This window comes from Micromonospora sp. NPDC048040 (assembly GCF_055587185.1).
On sequence record NZ_JBVJGT010000021.1, the window covers coordinates 82854 to 101067 of the forward strand.

Here is an 18214-nt window from a genome sequence, read left to right on the forward strand (position 1 = left end):
GGCGCCCTCGCCAGCGGGCCGAAGGTGTCCGACACCGCCGGAGGGGAGGGGTCCGACACCGCCGGGCCGGAGGGGTCCGACACCGCCGGAGCGGAGGGCACCGACGCCGCCGGACCGCAGGGCACCCGCCCGCTCCCCGCCGACCGGCCCGCGACGGACCGCCCGGCGGCCGGGCCGCAGGGCACCCGGATGCTCCCCGCCGACGAACCGCCGGCCGACCGCCCGGCGGCCGGACCGCAGGGCACCCGCATGCTCCCCGCCGACGAGCAGCCCCCCGCACCCCGGTGGAGCGGCTCCGCGCCCGTCCCTCCCCCGCCGCCGCGCAAGCGGGCCTGGGGCGAGTCGGCCGAGCCCACGCCGGTGCCGCCGAGCCCGACGGAGCCGCCCGAGCACCGCACCCCGGTGGACCCGTGGGCCGGCGCGGACACCGGCGGGTGGGACCTGCCGCCGGCCGAGCTGCCGCCGCTGCCACCCACGCTGCCGTACCCGGCCGCGCCACCGGCCCGGTCACACCCCGTGCCGCCGGCACCGCCCGTCCGCTCCCCCGCGCCGCCGCCCCCGCCGCGTTCCGCCCCGCCGCCGGTCGCCTACCCGGTGTCGCCGCCGCCGGTCGCCTACCCGGCCCCGCCGCCGGCCTCCCGGGCGCCCGTCCCGGTGCGGCCGGCGCCTGCCCCGCCCCCGCCGCCCACGCCGCCGAGGCAGCGGCGGGCGAAGACGCCGCCGGCCGGGCCGCCGCCCGGCTTCCAGGCCCCCAAGGGGTACGTCCCGGTCGCCGTCCGCAAGCGTCGCCGCTGGCCGTGGGTGCTGCTGCTCACCCTGGCCTGCTGCTGCGGCTGCCCGGCCTACTACGGGACGCCGATGGTCACGCAGTACCCGGCCAGCGCCGCCCTGCCCGCCGAGGTGGCCGACCTGCGGCTGCGCGACGACAGCCGCAGCAAGGAGACCGCCAGGCAACTGGAGGCGGAGGTACGCAAGGCGCACTGGCTGGCCGAGGACACCTTCGCCGGCGTCTACGGCACGCCCGGCGGCAAGCGGGTGACGGTCTTCGGCGGCACCGGTTTCCGGTTCACCCCCGAGTCGGACGCGCAGGACGAGATCACCCGGCTCACCGAGCAGTACTCCCTCGGCGAGGCGCAGGAGGTCGACACCGGCGTACGTGGCCGGCACGCGCGCTGCGCGGTGGGCCGCGTCGACGGCGGCGACGTGGTGGTCTGCACCTCCGTCGACCACGGCAGCATCGCCACCGCGGTCTTCACCCGGCTCTCCGTCGACGACAGCGCCACCCTGCTCGGCACCCTGCGGGACCAAATCGTTACCGCCAAACAGGGCTGAACCGGGCCTTTCTTCCCTCGCCGAAGCTGGCTCCCGGGGGACAATCCGGGCATGCCGCGGCGTTGGCTCTTCGCCGATCAGCTGGGGCCGCACTTCCTCGACGACCGCCGCCAGCCGGTGCTGCTGATCGAGTCGAAGGCGGTCTTCCGGCGCCGCGCGTTCCACCGGCAGAAGGCGCACCTGGTTCTCTCCGCCCTGCGTCACCGGGCGGCGGAGCTGGGCGACCAGGCGATCTTCCTGCGCACCGAGACCTACCGGGAGGGGCTGCGGAAGGTACGCGAGCCGCTGGACGTGTGCCACCCGACCTCGCGCGCCGCCCTGGAGTTCGTCCGCGGCCTGGACGGGGTCACCGTGCTGCCGCCGCGCGGCTTCGTGACCGCCCTGGACGACTTCGCCCGGTGGGCGGACGCGAAGCGGGGCGCGCTGCGGATGGAGGCGTTCTACCGGTTCGCCCGCGAGCACCACCGGGTGCTGGTCGACTCCGACGAGCCGGTCGGCGGCCGGTGGAGCCTGGACGTCGAGAACCGCCGGCCGCCGCCGAAGGGGGCCGAACGCCTGGACCTGCCCGCCCCGCCGATGCCGAAGGAGGACGACATCGACGCCGAGGTCCGGGCCGACCTGGACCGCTGGGAGCGGGAGGGCATCCGGTTCGTGGGGCGGGACGGCCCGCGCCGGTTCCCGGCCACCACGAAGGAGGCGAAGGCGCGGCTGCGGCACTTCCTCCGGCACCGGCTGGCCCAGTTCGGCCCGTACGAGGACGCGATGCTGGCCGGCGACCCGTGGCTGGCGCACAGCCTGCTGTCGTCCTCGTTCAACCTCGGCCTGCTCGACCCGATGGAGGCGGTCCGCGGCGCCGAGCAGGCGTACCGCCGGGACGGCGCGCCCCTGGCCAGCGTCGAGGGCTTCGTCCGGCAACTGATCGGCTGGCGGGACTTCGTCTGGAACCTGTACTGGTACTTCGGCCCCGGCTACCAGGCCAGCAACGAGCTGACGGCCCGCCGGTCGGTGCCGGACTGGTTCCGCGACCTCGACGCCGACGCGGTGCAGGCGCACTGCCTGTCGGACGTCCTGGCCGACCTGCGCGACCACGGCTGGGTGCGCCACATCCCGCGGCTGATGGTGCTCGGCAACTACGGGTTGCAGCGCGGCTGGCGTCCGGCCGAGATGGTGGACTTCTTCCACCGCAGCTTCGTCGACGGCTACGTCTGGGTGATGACGGTCAACGTCGTCGGCATGAGCCAGTACGCCGACCTCGGCCGGATGAGCACGAAGCCGTACGTCTCCGGCGGCGCGTTCGTCAACCGGATGAGCGACTACTGCGGCGGCTGCCGGTACGACCCGAAGAAGCGGGTCGGCGAGCACGCGTGCCCGTACACCGCCGGCTACTGGGCCTTCCTGGCCCGCAACCGCGACCGGATCCCGCCCAACGCGCGGATGGCCCGCGCCATCGCCCAGCTCGGCCGGCTCGGCGACGTGGACGACGTCGTCCGCCAGGAGAAGCGGCGCGGCGACGCCGCACCGTGACAGCTCAGCCGGCGCCCTGCTCGCCGGCGAGCGGCGGCTGCGCGCGGGGCGGGGCGTAGCGGGGCACGTACTCCTGCCCGGTGAGCTTCTGGATCTCGGTCATGATCTCGTCGGTGATCTCCCGCAGCGACGTGCGGTCGTCCGGCCGGCCGGTGAAGTCCAGCGGCTTGCCGAACCGTACGGTGATCTTGGCGCGGCCGGGACGGGGCACCCGGGTGCCGATGGGCTGCGCCTTGTCGGTGCCGATCATGCCGACCGGGATGACCGGCACGCCGGCCGCCACCGCCAGCCGGGCCGCGCCGGTGCGCCCCCGGTAGAGCCGGCCGTCCGGCGAGCGGGTCCCCTCGGGATAGACGGCGACCAGGTCGCCGGCCTTGAGCACCGGGATGGCGGCGTCGAACGCGGCCAGCGCCGCCCGGCCGCCGGCCCGCTCGACCGGGATGGCCCCCAGGCCGGTGAGCACGAACTTGGAGAAGGCGCCCTTCGGGCCGGTGCCCTTGAAGTACTCCGACTTGGCCCAGAACGCCAGGTGCCGGGGCACGACCGTGCCGAGGAAGAGTTCGTCGGCGACGGAGAGGTGGTTGCCCGCGAAGATCGCACCACCGGTCTCCGGGATGTGCTCCAACCCCTCCACGGTCGGACGGAAGGCCAACCGGAGCGCGGGCGCCACGGTGAGCTTGCCGATGGTGTAGAGCAGGGGCACTGGTCCTCCGGCGGATCGTGTGCGGGCAGGCGGTGTCACGGTAGCGGACGGGTCCACGTGGCCCCGCGGGGGTGGCGGGCCGACCGGCTGGTGAGCGGGCCTGTCGGGCGCGGGCGGGGCCGGTGGTGGCGGCCCGGCGGAGCACGCCGGACCGCCACCGTCTTAGTGCCTCATACCCGCCGGACGGCGACCGTCACCCGGTCGCCCTCGCCGACCTCGCCGGTGAAGCCCGCCACCCCGTCGGCGAAGTCGACGGAGTCGGCCAGCACCTCCCGGGCGACGAAGTCGGTGTACCCGGCCACCGCCGCGCGCACCTCCTCGGAGGCCGACAGCAGCAGCGCGATCCGGTCGGAGACGTCCAGGTCGGCGTCCCGGCGGGCCTGCTGCACCACCCGGACGACGTCCCGCGCCAGCCCCTCGGCGGCCAACTCGGGGGTGACCTCCGTGTCCAGCACGACCACGCCCTCGCCGCCGGGCAGCGGCGCGGAGTGCTCGGCGTCGGCGGCGACCAGGCGCAGCTCGTACTCGCCCTCGGCGAGGGTGATGCCTGCGGCCACCGGGGCGCCGTCGACCAGCTCCCACTCGCCCGCCTTGACCGCCTTGATGACCTGCTGGACCTGCTTGCCGACCCGGGGGCCGAGCGCGCGCGGCACCACCGTCAGCACCTGCTGGCAGTACGCGGACACCTCGCCGGTGAACTCCACCGCCTTCACGTTGACCTCGTCGGCGACCAGGTCGGCGAAGGGCCGCAGCTGCTCCGCCGCCGGGGAGGCGACGGTCAGCTTCGACAGCGGCAGCCGCACCCGCAGCCCCTTGGCCTTGCGCAGCGACAGCGCCGCCGAGGCGACCGCCCGGGTGGCGTCCATCGCGGCGACCAGCTCGTGGTCGGCCGGGAACTGCGCCGCGTCCGGCCAGTCGGTCAGGTGCACCGACCGCTCACCGGTCAGGCCGCGCCAGATCTCCTCCGCGGTCAGCGGCGCCAGCGGCGCCACCACCCGGCACAGCGTCTCCAGCACCGTCCAGAGCGTGTCGAACGCGTCCGCGTCGCCGGACCAGAACCGGTCCCGGGAGCGCCGGACGTACCAGTTGGTCAGCGCGTCCAGGTAGGACCGCACGGTGGCGCAGGCGCCGGAGATGTCGTACGCGTCCATCTGCGCGCCGACGGTCGACACCAGCTCGTTCGTCTTCGCCAGCACGTACCGGTCGAGCAGGTGGGTGGAGTCCACCCGCCGCTTCGCGGTGTGGCCGTCCGCGTTGGCGTAGAGCGAGAAGAAGTACCAGACGTTCCACAGCGGCAGCAGCACCTGCCGGACGGCGTCCCGGATGCCCGACTCGGTGACCGCCATGTCACCGCCGCGCAGCACCGGCGAGGACATCAGCATCCAGCGCATCGCGTCCGAGCCGTACGAGTCGAACACGTGGTAGACGTCCGGGTAGTTGCGCAGGCTCTTGGACATCTTGCGCCCGTCGGAGCCGAGCAGGATGCCGTGGCTGAGGCAGTTGCGGAACGCCGGCCGGTCGAACAGCGCGGTGGCCAGCACGTGCATGGTGTAGAACCAGCCGCGGGTCTGCCCGATGTACTCGACGATGAAGTCGCCCGGGTAGTGGTGCTCGAACCAGTCGCGGTTCTCGAACGGGTAGTGCACCTGGGCGAACGGCATCGAGCCGGACTCGAACCAGCAGTCCAGCACCTCCGGCACCCGGCGCATCATCGACTTCCCCGTCGGGTCGTCCGGGTTGGGGCGGACCAGCTCGTCCACCGCCGGCCGGTGCAGGTCGGTCAGGCGTACGCCGAAGTCCCGCTCGATCTCCTCCAGCGAGCCGTAGACGTCCAGCCGCGGGTAGTTCGGGTCGTCGGACTTCCACACCGGGATCGGCGAACCCCAGAACCGGTTCCGGCTGATCGACCAGTCGCGGGCGTTGGCCAGCCACTTGCCGAACGAGCCGTCCTTGATGTGCCCCGGGGTCCAGTTGATCTGCTGGTTCAGCTCGACCATCCGGTCCTTGAACTGCGTCACCGCGACGAACCACGACGACACCGCCTTGTAGACCAGCGGGGTGTCGCAGCGCCAGCAGTGCGGGTAGGAGTGGGTGTAGGTGTCCTGCTTGAGCACCACCCCCCGCTCCTTCAGCTCCCGGATCACCGGCTTGTTGACGTCGAAGACCTGCTCGCCCTGGTACGGCGGGACCAGCGCGGTGAACCGGGTGTGGTCGTCCACCGTGACGATGGTCGGGATGCCGGCGGCGTTGCAGGTGTTCTGGTCGTCCTCGCCGAAGGCCGGGGCCAGGTGCACGATCCCGGTGCCGTCCTCGGTGGTGACGAACTCCGCGCCGAGCACCTGGTAGGCGTTCGGGCCCGCCTGCTCGACGAGGAAGTCGAACAGCGGGGTGTAGCGGCGGCCGACGAGGTCGCGGCCGGAGACGGTGCCGACCTGCTCGTACCCCTCCAGCTCCTTGGCGTACGCGGCCAGCCGGGCCGCCCCGACGACGTACCGCGCGCCGTCGCGCTCCAGCACCGCGTACTCGATGTCGGGGCCGACGGCGAGCGCGAGGTTGGACGGCAGGGTCCACGGCGTGGTGGTCCAGACGCCGAGCCGCACCGGCCCGCGCACCAGCTCCGGCGCGCTCTCGTCGGGGGTCAGCTCGAACCACACCGACAGCGTCGGGTCGTGCCGGTCCCGGTAGACGTCGTCCATCCGGGTCTCGGTGTTCGACAGCGGCGTCTCGCAGCGCCAGCAGTACGCCAGCACCCGGAAGCCCTCGTAGACCAGACCCTTGTCGTGCAGGGTCTTGAAGGCCCACATGACGCTTTCCATGTAGTCCAGGTCGAGGGTCTTGTAGTCGTTGGCGAAGTCGACCCAGCGGGCCTGCCGGGTGACGTAGCGCTCCCAGTCCTGGGTGAACTCCAGCACCGAGGTGCGGCACGCCTCGTTGAACCGGGCCACGCCCAGGTCGAGGATCTCCGCCTTGCTGGTGATGCCGAGCTGCTTCTCGGCGACCACCTCGGCGGGCAGGCCGTGGCAGTCCCAGCCGAAGCGCCGCTCCACCCGGCGTCCGCGCATGGTCTGGTAGCGCGGCACCACGTCCTTGACGTAGCCGGTGAAGAGGTGGCCGTAGTGCGGCAGGCCGTTGGCGAACGGCGGGCCGTCGTAGAAGACGTACTCGTTCTTCCCGTCCGTGCCGGCGGGACGGGCCTCGACGCTGGCCTCGAAGGTCTTGTCGGCCGTCCAGTGCTCCAGGACCCGGCGTTCGACCGCGGGCAGGTCCGGGCTCGCCGGGACGGCGGCGGTCGGGTCGTGCAACGGATAGGCCATCGGGGGTCGCTCTCCTCGCGCAGCTCACGGTCGTGTGGGTCTGCGAGGACGAGCCGATCCGGTACGCCGTGCCGGCGCCCCGGGTGGCCCGCGGTACCACCCCGCTTGGCGGTCAGGATCGACCGCCCGCTCGTTGGCCGGCTGTGACGGGCCGGACCCGTCCGGTTCTACTGGGCCGGTCACCCGGCTGTTCTTCCGGAGGCTCGCCGGTGATGGCCGGGTCATCGCCTTACGGCCGTCAAGGTTACCCGACCGCCCGCCGGGATCGCCGCCGAGTAACGGCGGCCGCTCGCCGCCGGGCCCTGCTCGACACCCGCTGATCCCACCCGCGGCGACCATGCGGCTGTCACGGTGCCCCCGGCGGGTGGTGGCGACAGCCTCATGGTCGACGGACGGACGGCGAGGTCAGCGGGTCGGGGCGGGCAGGGTGGTCGTCCAGAGGGAGACCCCGTCGCGGTCGCGCAGGTGGACGGTGAAGGCACCGGACGCGCCGTCGACGGCGACCTCACCGAAGTGCTGGAAGCCCTCGGCCGGGGAGGTGTTGGCCCGCGGCGGAGCGTTGACGAAGACCGCCTTCGGCCCGAACGTGCCGTCCAGGGCGTTCGGGCCGAACGCGCCGGCGTGCGCCGGCCCCGAGACGAACTCCCAGAACGGGGTGAACTCGGCGACCGACGCCCGGGCCGGGTCGTAGTGGTGCGCGGCGGTGTAGTGCACGTCGGCGGTGAGGAAGACGATCCCGGTCACCCCGGCCCGGTGCGCCGCGCCGAGCACCTGCGCGAACTCCAGCTCCCGCCCGGCCGGCGCGCCCGGGTCGCCCTGCGCGACGCCCTCCTGGGCGGCGGCCCCGTCCGGCACCACCAGCCCGATCGGCAGGTCGGCGGCGATCACCTTCCAGGTGGCCCGGGACCGGGTCAGTTCCCGGATCAACCACTCCCGCTGTTCCCGGCCGAGCAGGCCACGCGCCGGGTCGGCGTAGGTGTTGCCGTCGTTGGGGTCCTTCCAGGTCCGCATGTCCAGCACGAAGACGTCCAGCCGCGACCCGTACGACAGCCGCCGGTACCGCGGCCCGTCGACCGGCGCCGGCAGCCACTCGTCGAACGCCTGCCGGGCCCGGGCGGCGAGCACGTCGACGCGGCGCTCGGTGTACCGCGCGTCGGTCAGGATCTCCCCCGGGTACCAGTTGTTGGTCACCTCGTGGTCGTCCCACTGGTTGATCTGCGGCACCTCCGCGACGAACGCGCGCAGGTGCTCGTCGAGCAGGTTGTACGCGAACTGCCCCCGGTACTCGGCCAGCGTCTCGGCGACCTTGCTCTTCTCCGGGGTGACCAGGTTGCGCCAGACCCGCCCGTCGGGCAGGGTCACCGTCTCGGCGAGCGGGCCGTCGGCGTAGACGGTGTCGCCGCTGCACAGGAAGAAGTCGGGCCGGGTGGCCCGCATGGCCCGGAAGATCGACATGCCGCCGAGGTCCGGGGCGATGCCCCAGCCCTGCCCGGCGATGTCACCGGTCCAGACGAACCGGACGTCCCCGCGGTCGTGCCGACCCGGGGCGGTGGTCAGCGTGCCGGTCAGCGGTTCGCTGGCCAGTCCCGGCCGGTCCAGGCTCTCCACCCGGACCCGGTAGTGCAGCCGCTCGCCACCGGGCAACCCGCGCAGCCGCACCTTGCCGGTGAAGTCGCCGGTCGGGTCGAGCACCGGTCCGCGTACCCGCCGGGCACCGCGGAAGTCCGGCCGGCGGCTCACCTCCACCAGCATCCGACCGGGGCGGTCGGCACGGGTCCACACCAACGCGGAGTCCGCGGTCACGTCACCGCTCTGCACGCCGTGGGTGAGCACCGGTCGGCCGGTCGGCCGCCAGGCCGGTGCGGCGGGCGCGGCGGGCGCGCCGAGCAGGGCGCCGCCGGCGACACCGGCACCTGCGATCAGGCCGGCGCGCAGCAACGTACGTCGGTCAAGTTCGGTCATCGTTCCTCCCGGATCGGGGACTGCCCCCGTGGGTCTACCGGGCGGAGATGACCGGCGGCGGCGTGCCGGGTGACCGGGGCCGGAACTCCGGTGGTCCGGGGTGGTCGGTGGTCCGGCCGGCATGACCGGCGTCACAGGCCCGGACCGTCACGCCGAACCCCCGTCGTGTCGTCGTGTCGGTGTCACCACCACGGATCAGGGAGGTTGTCATGCAGCGGATCAACGCGGCCAAGGTGGCGCCGGAGGCGTACCACGCGGTGCTGGGGCTGGAGAAGTACGTCCGGGCCAACGTCGACCACACCGTGCTCCACCTCGTGAAGATGCGGGCGTCGATGCTGAACGGCTGCGCGTTCTGCGTCGACATGCACAGCCGGGACGCGCTCGCCGAGGGCGAGTCGAGCCGGCGGCTCTTCGCGGTCTCCACCTGGCGCGAGGCGCCCTTCTTCGACGAGCGGGAGCGGACCGCGCTGGCGCTCACCGACGCGGTGACCCGCCTCGGCGAGCACGGGGTGCCCGACGAGGTCTGGGACGCGGCGGCGAAGGTGTGGCCCGAGAAGGAGCTGGTCGACCTGCTGATGGCCATCGCGACAATCAACGTGTGGAACCGTATCGCCGTGACCTGCCGGAACGAACTCCCGACGGACGTGTGACGGTCACCGACGCGACGCAGGCGGCCGGTGCGCTCGAGGCGCACCGGCCGATGCTGCTCGCCCTGGCGTACCGCCTGCTCGGCAGCCGGCACGACGCGGAGGACGTGCTCCAGGAGGCGTACCTGCGCTGGCTGGGGGCGGACCGGGCGGCGGTCGCCGAGCCGCGCCGCTACCTGTCCCGGGTGGTCACCCACCTGGCGCTGGACCGGCTGCGCGCCCGGCGGGCCGCCCGGGAGACGTACGTCGGGCCGTGGCTGCCCGAGCCGGTGCCGACCGCGCCGTCACCGTTCGGGCCGCTGGACTCCGTCGAGCTGCGCGACTCGATCTCCACCGCCCTGCTGCACCTGCTGGAACGCCTCACCCCGCCGGAGCGCGCGGTCTACGTGCTGCACACCGCCTTCGACCTGCCGTACGCCGAGATCGCGGAGATCCTGGACCGGTCGGTGGCGGACTGCCGGCAGCTGCACCACCGGGCGGTGGCCCGGATCGGGCAGGACCGGCGGCGGTTCACCGCCGGCCGGGCCGAGCAGGAACGGCTGCTGGACGCCTTCCTCGCCGCCGCCCGCGACGGTGACCTGGCCGCGCTGACCGGGCTGGTGGCGAGGGACGCCATCGCCTGGACCGACGGCGGCGGCCGGGTCAAGGCGGCGCGCAACCCCGTCACCGGCGCGGACCGGGTCGCCCGCTTCTTCGTCGGCCTGTACGGCCCGGGCCGACACTTCACCGCGCGCCGGCTGGAACTCAACGGCCAGCCGGCCGCCCTGATCATCCGCCCCGACGGCGGCAGGTACGCGCTGACCCTGGGCGCGGCCGGCGGCCGGATCACCGGGTTCTACGTGGTCGGCAACCCGGACAAGCTGCCGTGGACGGCCTGACCGGACGGTCGTGCCGGTCGACGGCCTGGACGCGTCGCGGCGGACGCCCTGAGCGGACGGTCGTGCCGGGTCCGGCACGACCGCTGCTCGCGGCGTCGGTCGGCCGTCAGCCCAGCTCGGGGAACCAGAGCGCGATCTCGCGCTTCGCGCTGTCCGGCGAGTCGGAGGCGTGCACCAGGTTCTCGCGGTTGGACAGCGAGAGGTCGCCGCGGATCGTGCCGGCCGCCGCCTTGCGCCCGTCGGTCGACCCGACCAGCCCCCGCACCACGTCGATGACCTGGTCGCCGGAGAGCACCAGCGCCACCAGCGGGCCGCCGGTCATGAAGTCCTTCAGCGGCGGGTAGAACGGCTTGTCCACGTGCTCGGCGTAGTGCTCGTCGGCCAGCGCGGCGTCCATGGTCCGGGACACCAGCGCGTCGATCCGCAACCCCTTGCGCTCGAAGCGGGAGATCACCTCGCCGACCAGCCCGCGGCGGACCGCGTCGGGCTTGATCAGTACGAGGGTGCGCTCATCGGGGCTGCTGCTGGACACGCTGGATTCCTCCTGTGCGCGAAAGGCGGTCGGGCTGGGTACGGTCAGCCTAGCGACCCGGTCCCGGCGCCGGCGCGGCGGCCGGTCTTTCCCCCGGCGGCCGATCCGGCCTAGCCTGGCCCTTGACCCCCGGGAGGTCCACAGTGGCGAATGGCGGGAACCGGCCCATCGCGCCGGTACGCAAGCTGATCGCCGCGGTGCTCGGCACCGTGGCCACCTTCGTGATCCTCTTCGGGCTGGGCATGACCAGCTGGGCGATCGTGGCGCTCGGGGTCGCCCTGCTGGTGCTGGCCATCGCGCTGGCCACCGTGCGCGGCGGCGGGCGCACCTGGGTGGTCGGCGTGGGCCACGTGCACAGCGCCTCCGAGCCACCCACCCAGTACGCCTTCGGCCGCTGCGAGCTGCAACTGGTGATCGACGCGCCGGGCCTGCCGCCCCGTTCCAAAAAGATCATCGAGCCGCGGGTGCCGGTGGCGAAGTGGCCGTCGCTGGGGCAGACGCTGCCGATCCGGGTGGCCCTGGACGACCAGCGGCACGTCCGCGTGCTCTGGGACGAGGTGCCCACCCACGCCGAATCCGCCGCCACCGTCGCCGCCGACCTCCCACCCGAGTACGCGGGCCCGGACCCGCTGGACGACGTGCTGCTCCAGCAGGAGGCGCCGCCGTGGGCCGACCGTGCGCCGGACGACGACTTCCGGGACGACTTCCGCGAGCCGCTGGTCGACCCGCTGGGCGATCCGCTCGGCGATCCGCTCGGCGGGGAGCCCGTCCGGCGCCCGGAGGAGCGCGAGCCCGTCGTGGTGCACCAGCGCCCCGGCGGGCCGGTCGTGCTGGAGGGCACCCTCGTCGAACAGTCCACGACCGGCACCCTGCCACGCCGGGCCACCCCGACGCCCCGCCCGCCCGCCGAGGAGCGGTTCGACCCGCCGGCCCCGGCCGGCGGGCGCACCGACCCGCCCGGGCCGCCGGCGGAGCCGCTCGACCCGATCGACCTGCCCCTGGACGACCCGATCCCGCCCCGGGACCGGGCGCGCGAGGAGCGGATCAGCCCGGAGGAGCTGGACGAGGCGATCTTCGGCCCCGAGGCGACCACCGGTGACGACGAGACCGGGGTCGTGGAGGACGAGGACGATCTCGGCGCGCCGATCGCCGGGGTGGGCCTGACGCTGCTGGTCACCGACCTGCCGCGTTCCCTGGCCTTCTACCGGGACCTGGGCTTCACCGAGGTCGACCGGGGCTCCGGCAACGCCGTCCTCGCCTCCGGGACGACCCGGTTGGTGCTGCGGGAGGTGACCGAGGCGGCGCCGATCAGCCGCCGCCTGGTGCACGTCAACCTCGAGGTGGACGACATCGACTCCGCGTACGAGCGGCTGCGCGGGTCCGGCGTCCGGTTCACGTACGCCCCCCGCGTGGTCAACCGGGGCACGAAGCTGGAGGTGTGGGCGGCCGCGTTCCGCGACCCGGACGGCCACGGCATCGCCCTCACCCAGTGGCGCGAACGCGCCGACGCCTGACCCCGCTGCCGGGCTGACGGCCGTCGGCCCGTCAGCCCGTCAGCCGAGGATGACCCGGCGGACGTGCAGGGCGTAGGCCCAGACCAGGGCGAAGACGACGCCCAGCGCGAGCAGCGACCAGTGCAGCAGGCCGGCCAGCATCAGCAGTCCCTGCAGGACGGTGCCGGCGTGCCAGGCCCACGGCCGGCGCATCATGCCGGCCAGCAGCACCGCCGCCACGGCCAGCGCCAGGACCGCGCCGATCGCCGCGCCACCCAGGTCGCCGCCGACCATGCGGATCGGCTGGATGGCCAGGACCAGCACCAGCGCCTCCAGGATCAGCGTGCCGGCCCCCAGCCCGCGCACCGCTCGCTCCGGGTTCCGCAGCCCGGACCGTCGCGGCCCACCCGCCGGCGGACGGCCCGGGTCGCCCCCGGCAGCCGTGCCCTCCGGGCGGTCGTCGCCCGCGGTGCCCCGCACCGGGCCGGTCATCGCTTCAGCAGCCGGCGGGCGTCGGCCACGGTCACCACCGATCCGGTGACCAACACCCCGACCCCGCTCAGCTCCCCCGGTACGTCCTCCTCGGCCATCGCCACCGCCGTCTCGATCGCGTCCGGCATCTCCTCGGCGACCTCGACCCGGTCGGGGCCGAAGACCTCGGCGGCCAGCGCGGCGAGTTCCCGGGCCGGCATCGCCCGGGGCGAGCTGTTCCGGGTCACCACGACCTGGTCGACCACCGGCTCCAGCAGTTCCAGCAGGCTGGCCGCGTCCTTGTCGCCGAGGACGCCGACGACCGCCACCAGCTTGCTGAACGCGAACTCCTCCTGCAACGCGGTCACCGTGGCGGCCATGCCGTGCGGGTTGTGCGCGCCGTCGAGCAGGATGGTCGGCGCGCTACGTACCCGCTCCAGGCGGCCGGGCGAGGTGGCCGTGGCGAACCCCTCCCGGACGGTCTCGACGTCGAGCTGCCGCTTCGCGCCGGCGCCGAGGAACGCCTCCACCGCCGCCAACGCCACCGCCGCGTTCTGCGCCTGGTGGGCGCCGTGCAGCGGGATGAAGACCTCCTCGTAGACGCCGCCGAGGCCCTGCAGGGTGAGCACCTGCCCGCCGACGGCGACCGCCCGCCGGAGCACCCCGAACTCGGAGCCCTCCCGGGCGATGGTCGCGCCGACCTCGGCGCAGCGTTCCAGGACGGGCCGGGCCGCCTCCTCCTCCTGCGCGGCGGAGATGACCGTCGCGCCGGAGTGGATGATGCCAGCCTTGGCCAGCGCGATGTCCTGGATGGTGTCGCCCAGCCACTCGGTGTGGTCCAGCCCGATCGGGGTGAGCACGCACACCCCGGCCTGGATCACGTTGGTCGCGTCCTCGGCGCCGCCCAGGCCCACCTCGACCACCGCCACGTCAACCGGGGCGTCGGCGAACGTCGCGAACGCCAGCGCGGTGGTCATGTCGAAGTACGTCAGCGGCTCCGCCGAGCGCTCGTCCACCAGCCGGGCCAGCGGCTCGACCTCCCGGTACGTGGCGGTGAACCGCTCCTCGCCCACCGGCTCGCCGTCCAGGCTGATCCGCTCCCGGACGGTCTCCAGGTGCGGGCTGGTGTAGCGGCCGGTGTGCAGCCCGAACGCCCGCAACAGCGAGTCGATCATCCGGGCCGTCGAGGTCTTGCCGTTGGTGCCGGTCAGGTGGATCGACGGGTACGCCCGCTGCGGGCTGCCGAGCAGGTCCAGCAGCGACTCGATCTTGTCCAGCTCGAAGGCCATGCGGGTGAACCCGCGGCCCGCCAGCTCGGCCTCGACGGCGGCGAAATCGGTGCGGTCGGTCACGAGGACAGCGCCTCCAGAGCGGCGTCGATGCGGACCAGGTCGGCCTCGGCGACGGCGAGGCGGTCGCGGATCTTGGCGACCACCGGTTCCGGCGCCTTGCCGACGAACGCGGGGTTGTCGAGCTTGGCCCGGGCCTGCGCGGCCTCCTTCTCGGCGGCCGCCCGGTCCTTGGTGAGCCGGGCCCGCTCGGCGGCCACGTCGATCGACCCCCGGGTGTCCAGGGCCACGCTCACCTCGCCGGGCATGGCGAGGGTCGCGCTGGCCTGGAAGCCGTCGCCGGCCGGGTCCAACCGCACCAGCGACCGGATGAGCGGCTCGTGCGCGACGATGCCCGCGGCGGCCAGGCCGTCGAGCCGGGCGGCGACCCGCTGCGTCGGGCGCAGCCCCTGGTCCGAGCGGAACCGCCGGATCTCGGTCACCACCCGCTGGACGGTGCCGACCTCGGCCTCCGCGGCGTCGTCGACGAGGGTACGGTCGGCCGCCGGCCAGGCGGCCGTCATCACCGTCTCGCCCCCCGTGAGCGCGATCCACAGTTCCTCGGTGACGAACGGGATGATCGGGTGCAGCAGCCGCAGCAGCTGGTCCAGCACGTGCCCGAGCACCCGGCGGGTGGCCTCGGCGGCCGTGTCCCCCTCGGCGAGCACCGGCTTGGTCAGCTCCACGTACCAGTCGCAGACGTCGTCCCAGGCGAAGTGGTACAGCAGGTCGCACACCTTCGCGAACTCGTACGCCTCGAACTGCTCGTCCACCTCGGCGGTGACGTGCGCCAGCCGGGACAGGATCCACCGGTCGACGGTCGACAGCTGCTCGGCGGCCGGCAGCGGACCGTCGGTGTGCGCGCCGTTCATCAGCGCGAAGCGGGTGGCGTTCCAGAGCTTGTTGCAGAAGTTGCGGGAGCCCTGGCACCACTCCTCGCTCACCGGCACGTCCTGCCCGGGGTTGCCGCCCCGGGCCAGGGTGAACCGGGTGGCGTCGGCGCCGAAACGGTCGATCCAGTCCAGCGGATCGACCACGTTGCCGAACGACTTCGACATCTTCTTGCCGAACTGGTCGCGGACCATGCCGTGCAGGGCCACCACGTCGAACGGCTGCCGGCCGTCCATCGCGTACAGGCCGAACATCATCATCCGGGCGACCCAGAAGAAGAGGATGTCGTAGCCGGTGACCAGGACGCTCGTCGGATAGAACTTCGCCAGGTCAGGCGTCTGCTCGGGCCAGCCGAGCGTGGAGAACGGCCAGAGGGCGCTGGAGAACCAGGTGTCCAGGACGTCCTCGTCCTGACGCCAGCCCTCCCCGGCGGGCGGCTGCTCGTCCGGGCCGACGCAGACGACCTCGCCGTCCGGGCCGTACCAGACGGGGATGCGGTGACCCCACCACAGCTGCCGGGAGATGCACCAGTCGTGCATGTTGTCGACCCAGGCGAAGTACCGCTTGGCCAGCTCGGCCGGCTCGATCCGCACCCGCCCGTCGCGCACGGCGTCCCCGGCGGCCTTGGCCAGCGGCGAGGTGTTCACGAACCACTGCAGCGACAGCCGCGGCTCGACCGTCGTACGGCAGCGCGAGCAGTGGCCCACCGCGTGCACGTACGGGCGCTTCTCCGAGACGATCCGGCCCTGCTCGCGCAGCGCCGCGACGATCGCGGGGCGCGCCTCGAAGCGGTCCAGGCCCTCGAACGGCCCCGGCACGGTGATCACGCCGCGCTCGTCCATCACGGTGAGCGCGGGCAGGTCGTGGCGCTGGCCGATCTCGAAGTCGTTCGGGTCGTGCGCCGGGGTCACCTTCACCATGCCGGTGCCGAAGGACGGGTCGACGTGCGCGTCGGCCACGATCGGGATGCGCCGCCCGGTCAGCGGCAGCTCGACCTCGGTGCCGATCAGGTGCTGGTAGCGCTCGTCGTCCGGGTGCACCGCCACCGCCGTGTCGCCGAGCATCGTCTCCGCCCGGGTGGTGGCGACGACCACCTCGTCGCTGTAGCGGATCGAGACCAGCTCGCCGTCGTCGTCGGTGTGCTCCACCTCGATGTCCGACAGGGCGGTCAGGCACCGGGGGCACCAGTTGATGATCCGGTTGGCCCGGTAGATCAGGCCGTCGTCGTACAGCTTCTTGAAGATCGTCTGTACGGCGCGCGACAGCCCCTCGTCCATCGTGAAGCGCTCGCGGTCCCAGTCGACGGAGTCGCCGAGACGGCGCATCTGCCCCAGGATGGCGCCGCCGGACTCGGCCTTCCACTGCCAGACCCGCTCGACGAACTGCTCCCGCCCCAGGTCGTGCCGGGACAGGCCCTGGCCGGCGAGCCGCCGCTCCACCACGTTCTGCGTGGCGATGCCGGCGTGGTCCATGCCCGGCAGCCAGAGCGCCTCGTAGCCCTGCATCCGCTTACGCCGCACCAGCGCGTCCTGCACCGTGTGGTCGAGGGCGTGGCCCATGTGCAGGGAGCCGGTGACGTTCGGCGGCGGGATGACGATGGTGAAGGGGGGCTTGTCGCTCTCCGCCGACGCCCGGAAGTGGCCGGCGGCTACCCAGTGCTCGTACCGTCGCTGCTCTACCTCGCCCGGCTGGTACTGGCCGGGCAGGGTCGGGGCGTCGGGGCGTCGGGCATCCAGTCTCTCGGTCACCCTGAAAGTCTACGGAGGGCTTCTCCGGACCCGACGTGCGCCACCTGCCGTTCGCGTACGGTGTCGGCTATGTCCGACGCACATCTCACCGAGCGGACGGTCAACGACGGCTCCGAGCCGATCGACCTGACCGACGAGCCCATCCAGCTCAGCAACCGGGACCCGGAGCACGCCACCGGGCGCCGGTCGCGGCGCCGGCGGGTGGCCTGGGCCGTGGCGGCGCTGGTCGGGCTCGCGGGCGCCGCCACCCTGGGTACGGCCGGGTGGCGGGTGGTCCAGCAGAAGGACGCGGACCTGACCACCCCGGACCGGGTGGCGGGACTGGTCCGGGACGACAGCGAACGGGCCCGCAGCACGTCGGACTACCTGCGCAGCGGCTTCGCCGCCGACATCGACCTGGACGGCAGCTTCGGCACCGTCTACCGGGACCCGGCAGACGACAAGCGCTCGGTGCTCGTCTTCGGCGGCACGACGCTGCTCTGGCAGCCGGAGCGGGACCTGGACAGTCTGTTCGGCCTGCTGACTGACGAGACCGGCAAGGTGACGGGGCTGCGGGAGGTGCCCGCAGGCCGTCTGGGCGGCGTGATGAAGTGCGGCACCACCAGCGGCGACGGCGGCGACTTCGCCGTCTGCGGGTGGGCCGACCACGGCAGCGTCGTGATGGCGATGTTCCCCGGCCGCTCCGTCGATGACGCCGGCGGGCTGTTCCGCGAGATGCGCGAGGAGATACAGACCCGCAAGTGACGCCGCCCCGCCTCCGTGTCCGGTTGTGGGGGCTGGGGTGGTCGGGTGGCCCTCTGCCTGAACTCGTTCTCGTTTGTTGCGGTGCCGGGTGGGGTGGGTGCTGCCTGAGCATCTGTTGCGGTGTCGGGTGGGTGGGGTGGGGCCTGCCGTGCCCGGCTCCGGGCGGTCAGGCTTGATCCCTACGCCGGGCACGGCAGGCCCCACCCCCGTCGAGGTCACCCGTCGTCCGTGCCTTCACGGCCCGCGTTCACGCCCATGTTGCGGGTCCGCGACGGGCCGCTTTCCCGTGCTTGCGGGGGTCTTCCCGGCCGGGCTCGGTTCGGCGGGGGCGGTGCCCAGTCACCATGGCGGCCCTGGTGGCCCTGGTGGCCGCGTTCATGCCCACATTGGGGCCCCGACAAGCATCCCTTTCCCCATGCCCGCAGGAAGGGTCGTTTCCCGGTCCGCAGGCGTCTTCACCGTGTCCGCCGGAACGTCTTTCCGGGTCGGCGAACAAAGGCCCGGGAATGCGTTCAGGGCCACCCCCAAACGGGGGTGGCCCTGAACGAAAGGTTGTCCGGCGGTGTCCTACTCTCCCACACCCTCCCGAGTGCAGTACCATCGGCGCTGGAGGGCTTAGCTTCCGGGTTCGGAATGTAACCGGGCGT

General features: G+C 73.5%; 13 protein-coding genes and 1 rRNA gene. 6 read left to right on the top strand and 8 right to left on the bottom strand.

The genetic code is table 11. The features are described 5' to 3' along the window. Positions 1 to 189 precede the first annotated feature (189 nt). Positions 190 to 1332 carry a hypothetical protein gene (locus ACZ6O2_RS20800; protein WP_466023970.1) on the top strand — a complete coding sequence of 381 codons (1143 nt, stop codon included), beginning with the start codon at positions 190 to 192 and terminating at the stop codon, positions 1330 to 1332. 51 nt (positions 1333 to 1383) lie between these two features. After that, positions 1384 to 2856, top strand: coding sequence for a cryptochrome/photolyase family protein (locus tag ACZ6O2_RS20805; RefSeq protein WP_466023956.1), 1473 nt, complete (start codon positions 1384 to 1386; stop codon positions 2854 to 2856). Between the two features lie 4 nt (positions 2857 to 2860). On the opposite strand, the gene ACZ6O2_RS20810 is transcribed toward ACZ6O2_RS20805, so the two are convergent. The 3 genes from ACZ6O2_RS20810 to ACZ6O2_RS20820 form a co-directional block, all read right to left on the bottom strand. Further along, positions 2861 to 3559, bottom strand: coding sequence for a lysophospholipid acyltransferase family protein (locus ACZ6O2_RS20810; protein ID WP_466023957.1), 699 nt, complete (start codon positions 3557 to 3559; stop codon positions 2861 to 2863). Between the two features lie 170 nt (positions 3560 to 3729). Beyond that, positions 3730 to 6873 (bottom strand): isoleucine--tRNA ligase, encoded by a 3144-nt coding sequence (gene ileS, locus ACZ6O2_RS20815; protein WP_350710875.1) that lies wholly within the window; start codon positions 6871 to 6873, stop codon positions 3730 to 3732. A gap of 405 nt (positions 6874 to 7278) precedes the next feature. Then, complete coding sequence (locus ACZ6O2_RS20820) at positions 7279 to 8835, bottom strand: alkaline phosphatase D family protein (RefSeq protein ID WP_350710877.1); 1557 nt, start codon at positions 8833 to 8835, stop codon at positions 7279 to 7281. A gap of 209 nt (positions 8836 to 9044) precedes the next feature. On the opposite strand from ACZ6O2_RS20820, the gene ACZ6O2_RS20825 reads away from it, so the two are divergent. Continuing rightward, positions 9045 to 9485 carry a carboxymuconolactone decarboxylase family protein gene (locus ACZ6O2_RS20825; protein WP_350710878.1) on the top strand — a complete coding sequence of 147 codons (441 nt, stop codon included), beginning with the start codon at positions 9045 to 9047 and terminating at the stop codon, positions 9483 to 9485. Further along, entirely contained in the window at positions 9482 to 10360 is an 879-nt protein-coding gene (gene sigJ, locus ACZ6O2_RS20830; protein ID WP_466023958.1) for an RNA polymerase sigma factor SigJ, read from the top strand. Before ACZ6O2_RS20825 ends, sigJ begins: the two co-directional genes overlap by 4 nt. 106 nt (positions 10361 to 10466) lie before the next feature. On the opposite strand, the gene ndk is transcribed toward sigJ, so the two are convergent. Beyond that, positions 10467 to 10892 carry a nucleoside-diphosphate kinase gene (gene ndk / locus ACZ6O2_RS20835; RefSeq protein ID WP_350710882.1) on the bottom strand — a complete coding sequence of 142 codons (426 nt, stop codon included), beginning with the start codon at positions 10890 to 10892 and terminating at the stop codon, positions 10467 to 10469. A gap of 143 nt (positions 10893 to 11035) precedes the next feature. Between ndk and ACZ6O2_RS20840 the strand changes: the two genes are divergently transcribed. Next, positions 11036 to 12406 carry a VOC family protein gene (locus ACZ6O2_RS20840; protein ID WP_466023959.1) on the top strand — a complete coding sequence of 457 codons (1371 nt, stop codon included), beginning with the start codon at positions 11036 to 11038 and terminating at the stop codon, positions 12404 to 12406. Between the two features lie 39 nt (positions 12407 to 12445). Here ACZ6O2_RS20840 and ACZ6O2_RS20845 read toward each other — a convergent pair whose 3' ends face one another. Genes ACZ6O2_RS20845 through ACZ6O2_RS20855 form a run of 3 tightly spaced genes read right to left on the bottom strand, consistent with a single transcriptional unit; the run spans position 12446 to position 16823 of the window. After that, on the bottom strand, positions 12446 to 12877 hold the full coding sequence (locus ACZ6O2_RS20845) for a DUF4233 domain-containing protein (protein WP_350710886.1): 432 nt from the start codon (positions 12875 to 12877) through the stop codon (positions 12446 to 12448). Then, complete coding sequence (locus tag ACZ6O2_RS20850) at positions 12874 to 14208, bottom strand: bifunctional folylpolyglutamate synthase/dihydrofolate synthase (protein ID WP_466023960.1); 1335 nt, start codon at positions 14206 to 14208, stop codon at positions 12874 to 12876. The genes ACZ6O2_RS20845 and ACZ6O2_RS20850 overlap by 4 nt, the downstream gene beginning before the upstream one ends. Continuing rightward, entirely contained in the window at positions 14205 to 16823 is a 2619-nt protein-coding gene (locus tag ACZ6O2_RS20855) for a valine--tRNA ligase (protein ID WP_466023961.1), read from the bottom strand. Before ACZ6O2_RS20855 ends, ACZ6O2_RS20850 begins: the two co-directional genes overlap by 4 nt. 69 nt (positions 16824 to 16892) lie before the next feature. Between ACZ6O2_RS20855 and ACZ6O2_RS20860 the strand changes: the two genes are divergently transcribed. Next, positions 16893 to 17567 carry a hypothetical protein gene (locus tag ACZ6O2_RS20860; protein WP_466023962.1) on the top strand — a complete coding sequence of 225 codons (675 nt, stop codon included), beginning with the start codon at positions 16893 to 16895 and terminating at the stop codon, positions 17565 to 17567. A gap of 554 nt (positions 17568 to 18121) precedes the next feature. Here ACZ6O2_RS20860 and rrf read toward each other — a convergent pair. Next, positions 18122 to 18214 (bottom strand): 5S ribosomal RNA (gene rrf, locus ACZ6O2_RS20865); the annotation flags it as partial.

Bases quoted from the DNA above. Each gene is read 5' to 3' on its own strand.
- ACZ6O2_RS20800 (WP_466023970.1), top strand. From the start codon at position 190: ATGCTCCCCGCCGACGAACCGCCGGCCGACCGCCCGGCGGCCGGACCG.
- ACZ6O2_RS20805 (WP_466023956.1), top strand. From the start codon at position 1,384: ATGCCGCGGCGTTGGCTCTTCGCCGATCAGCTGGGGCCGCACTTCCTC.
- ileS (WP_350710875.1), bottom strand. From the start codon at position 6,873: ATGGCCTATCCGTTGCACGACCCGACCGCCGCCGTCCCGGCGAGCCCG.
- ACZ6O2_RS20820 (WP_350710877.1), bottom strand. From the start codon at position 8,835: ATGACCGAACTTGACCGACGTACGTTGCTGCGCGCCGGCCTGATCGCA.
- ACZ6O2_RS20825 (WP_350710878.1), top strand. From the start codon at position 9,045: ATGCAGCGGATCAACGCGGCCAAGGTGGCGCCGGAGGCGTACCACGCG.
- ACZ6O2_RS20845 (WP_350710886.1), bottom strand. From the start codon at position 12,877: ATGACCGGCCCGGTGCGGGGCACCGCGGGCGACGACCGCCCGGAGGGC.
- ACZ6O2_RS20860 (WP_466023962.1), top strand. From the start codon at position 16,893: ATGTCCGACGCACATCTCACCGAGCGGACGGTCAACGACGGCTCCGAG.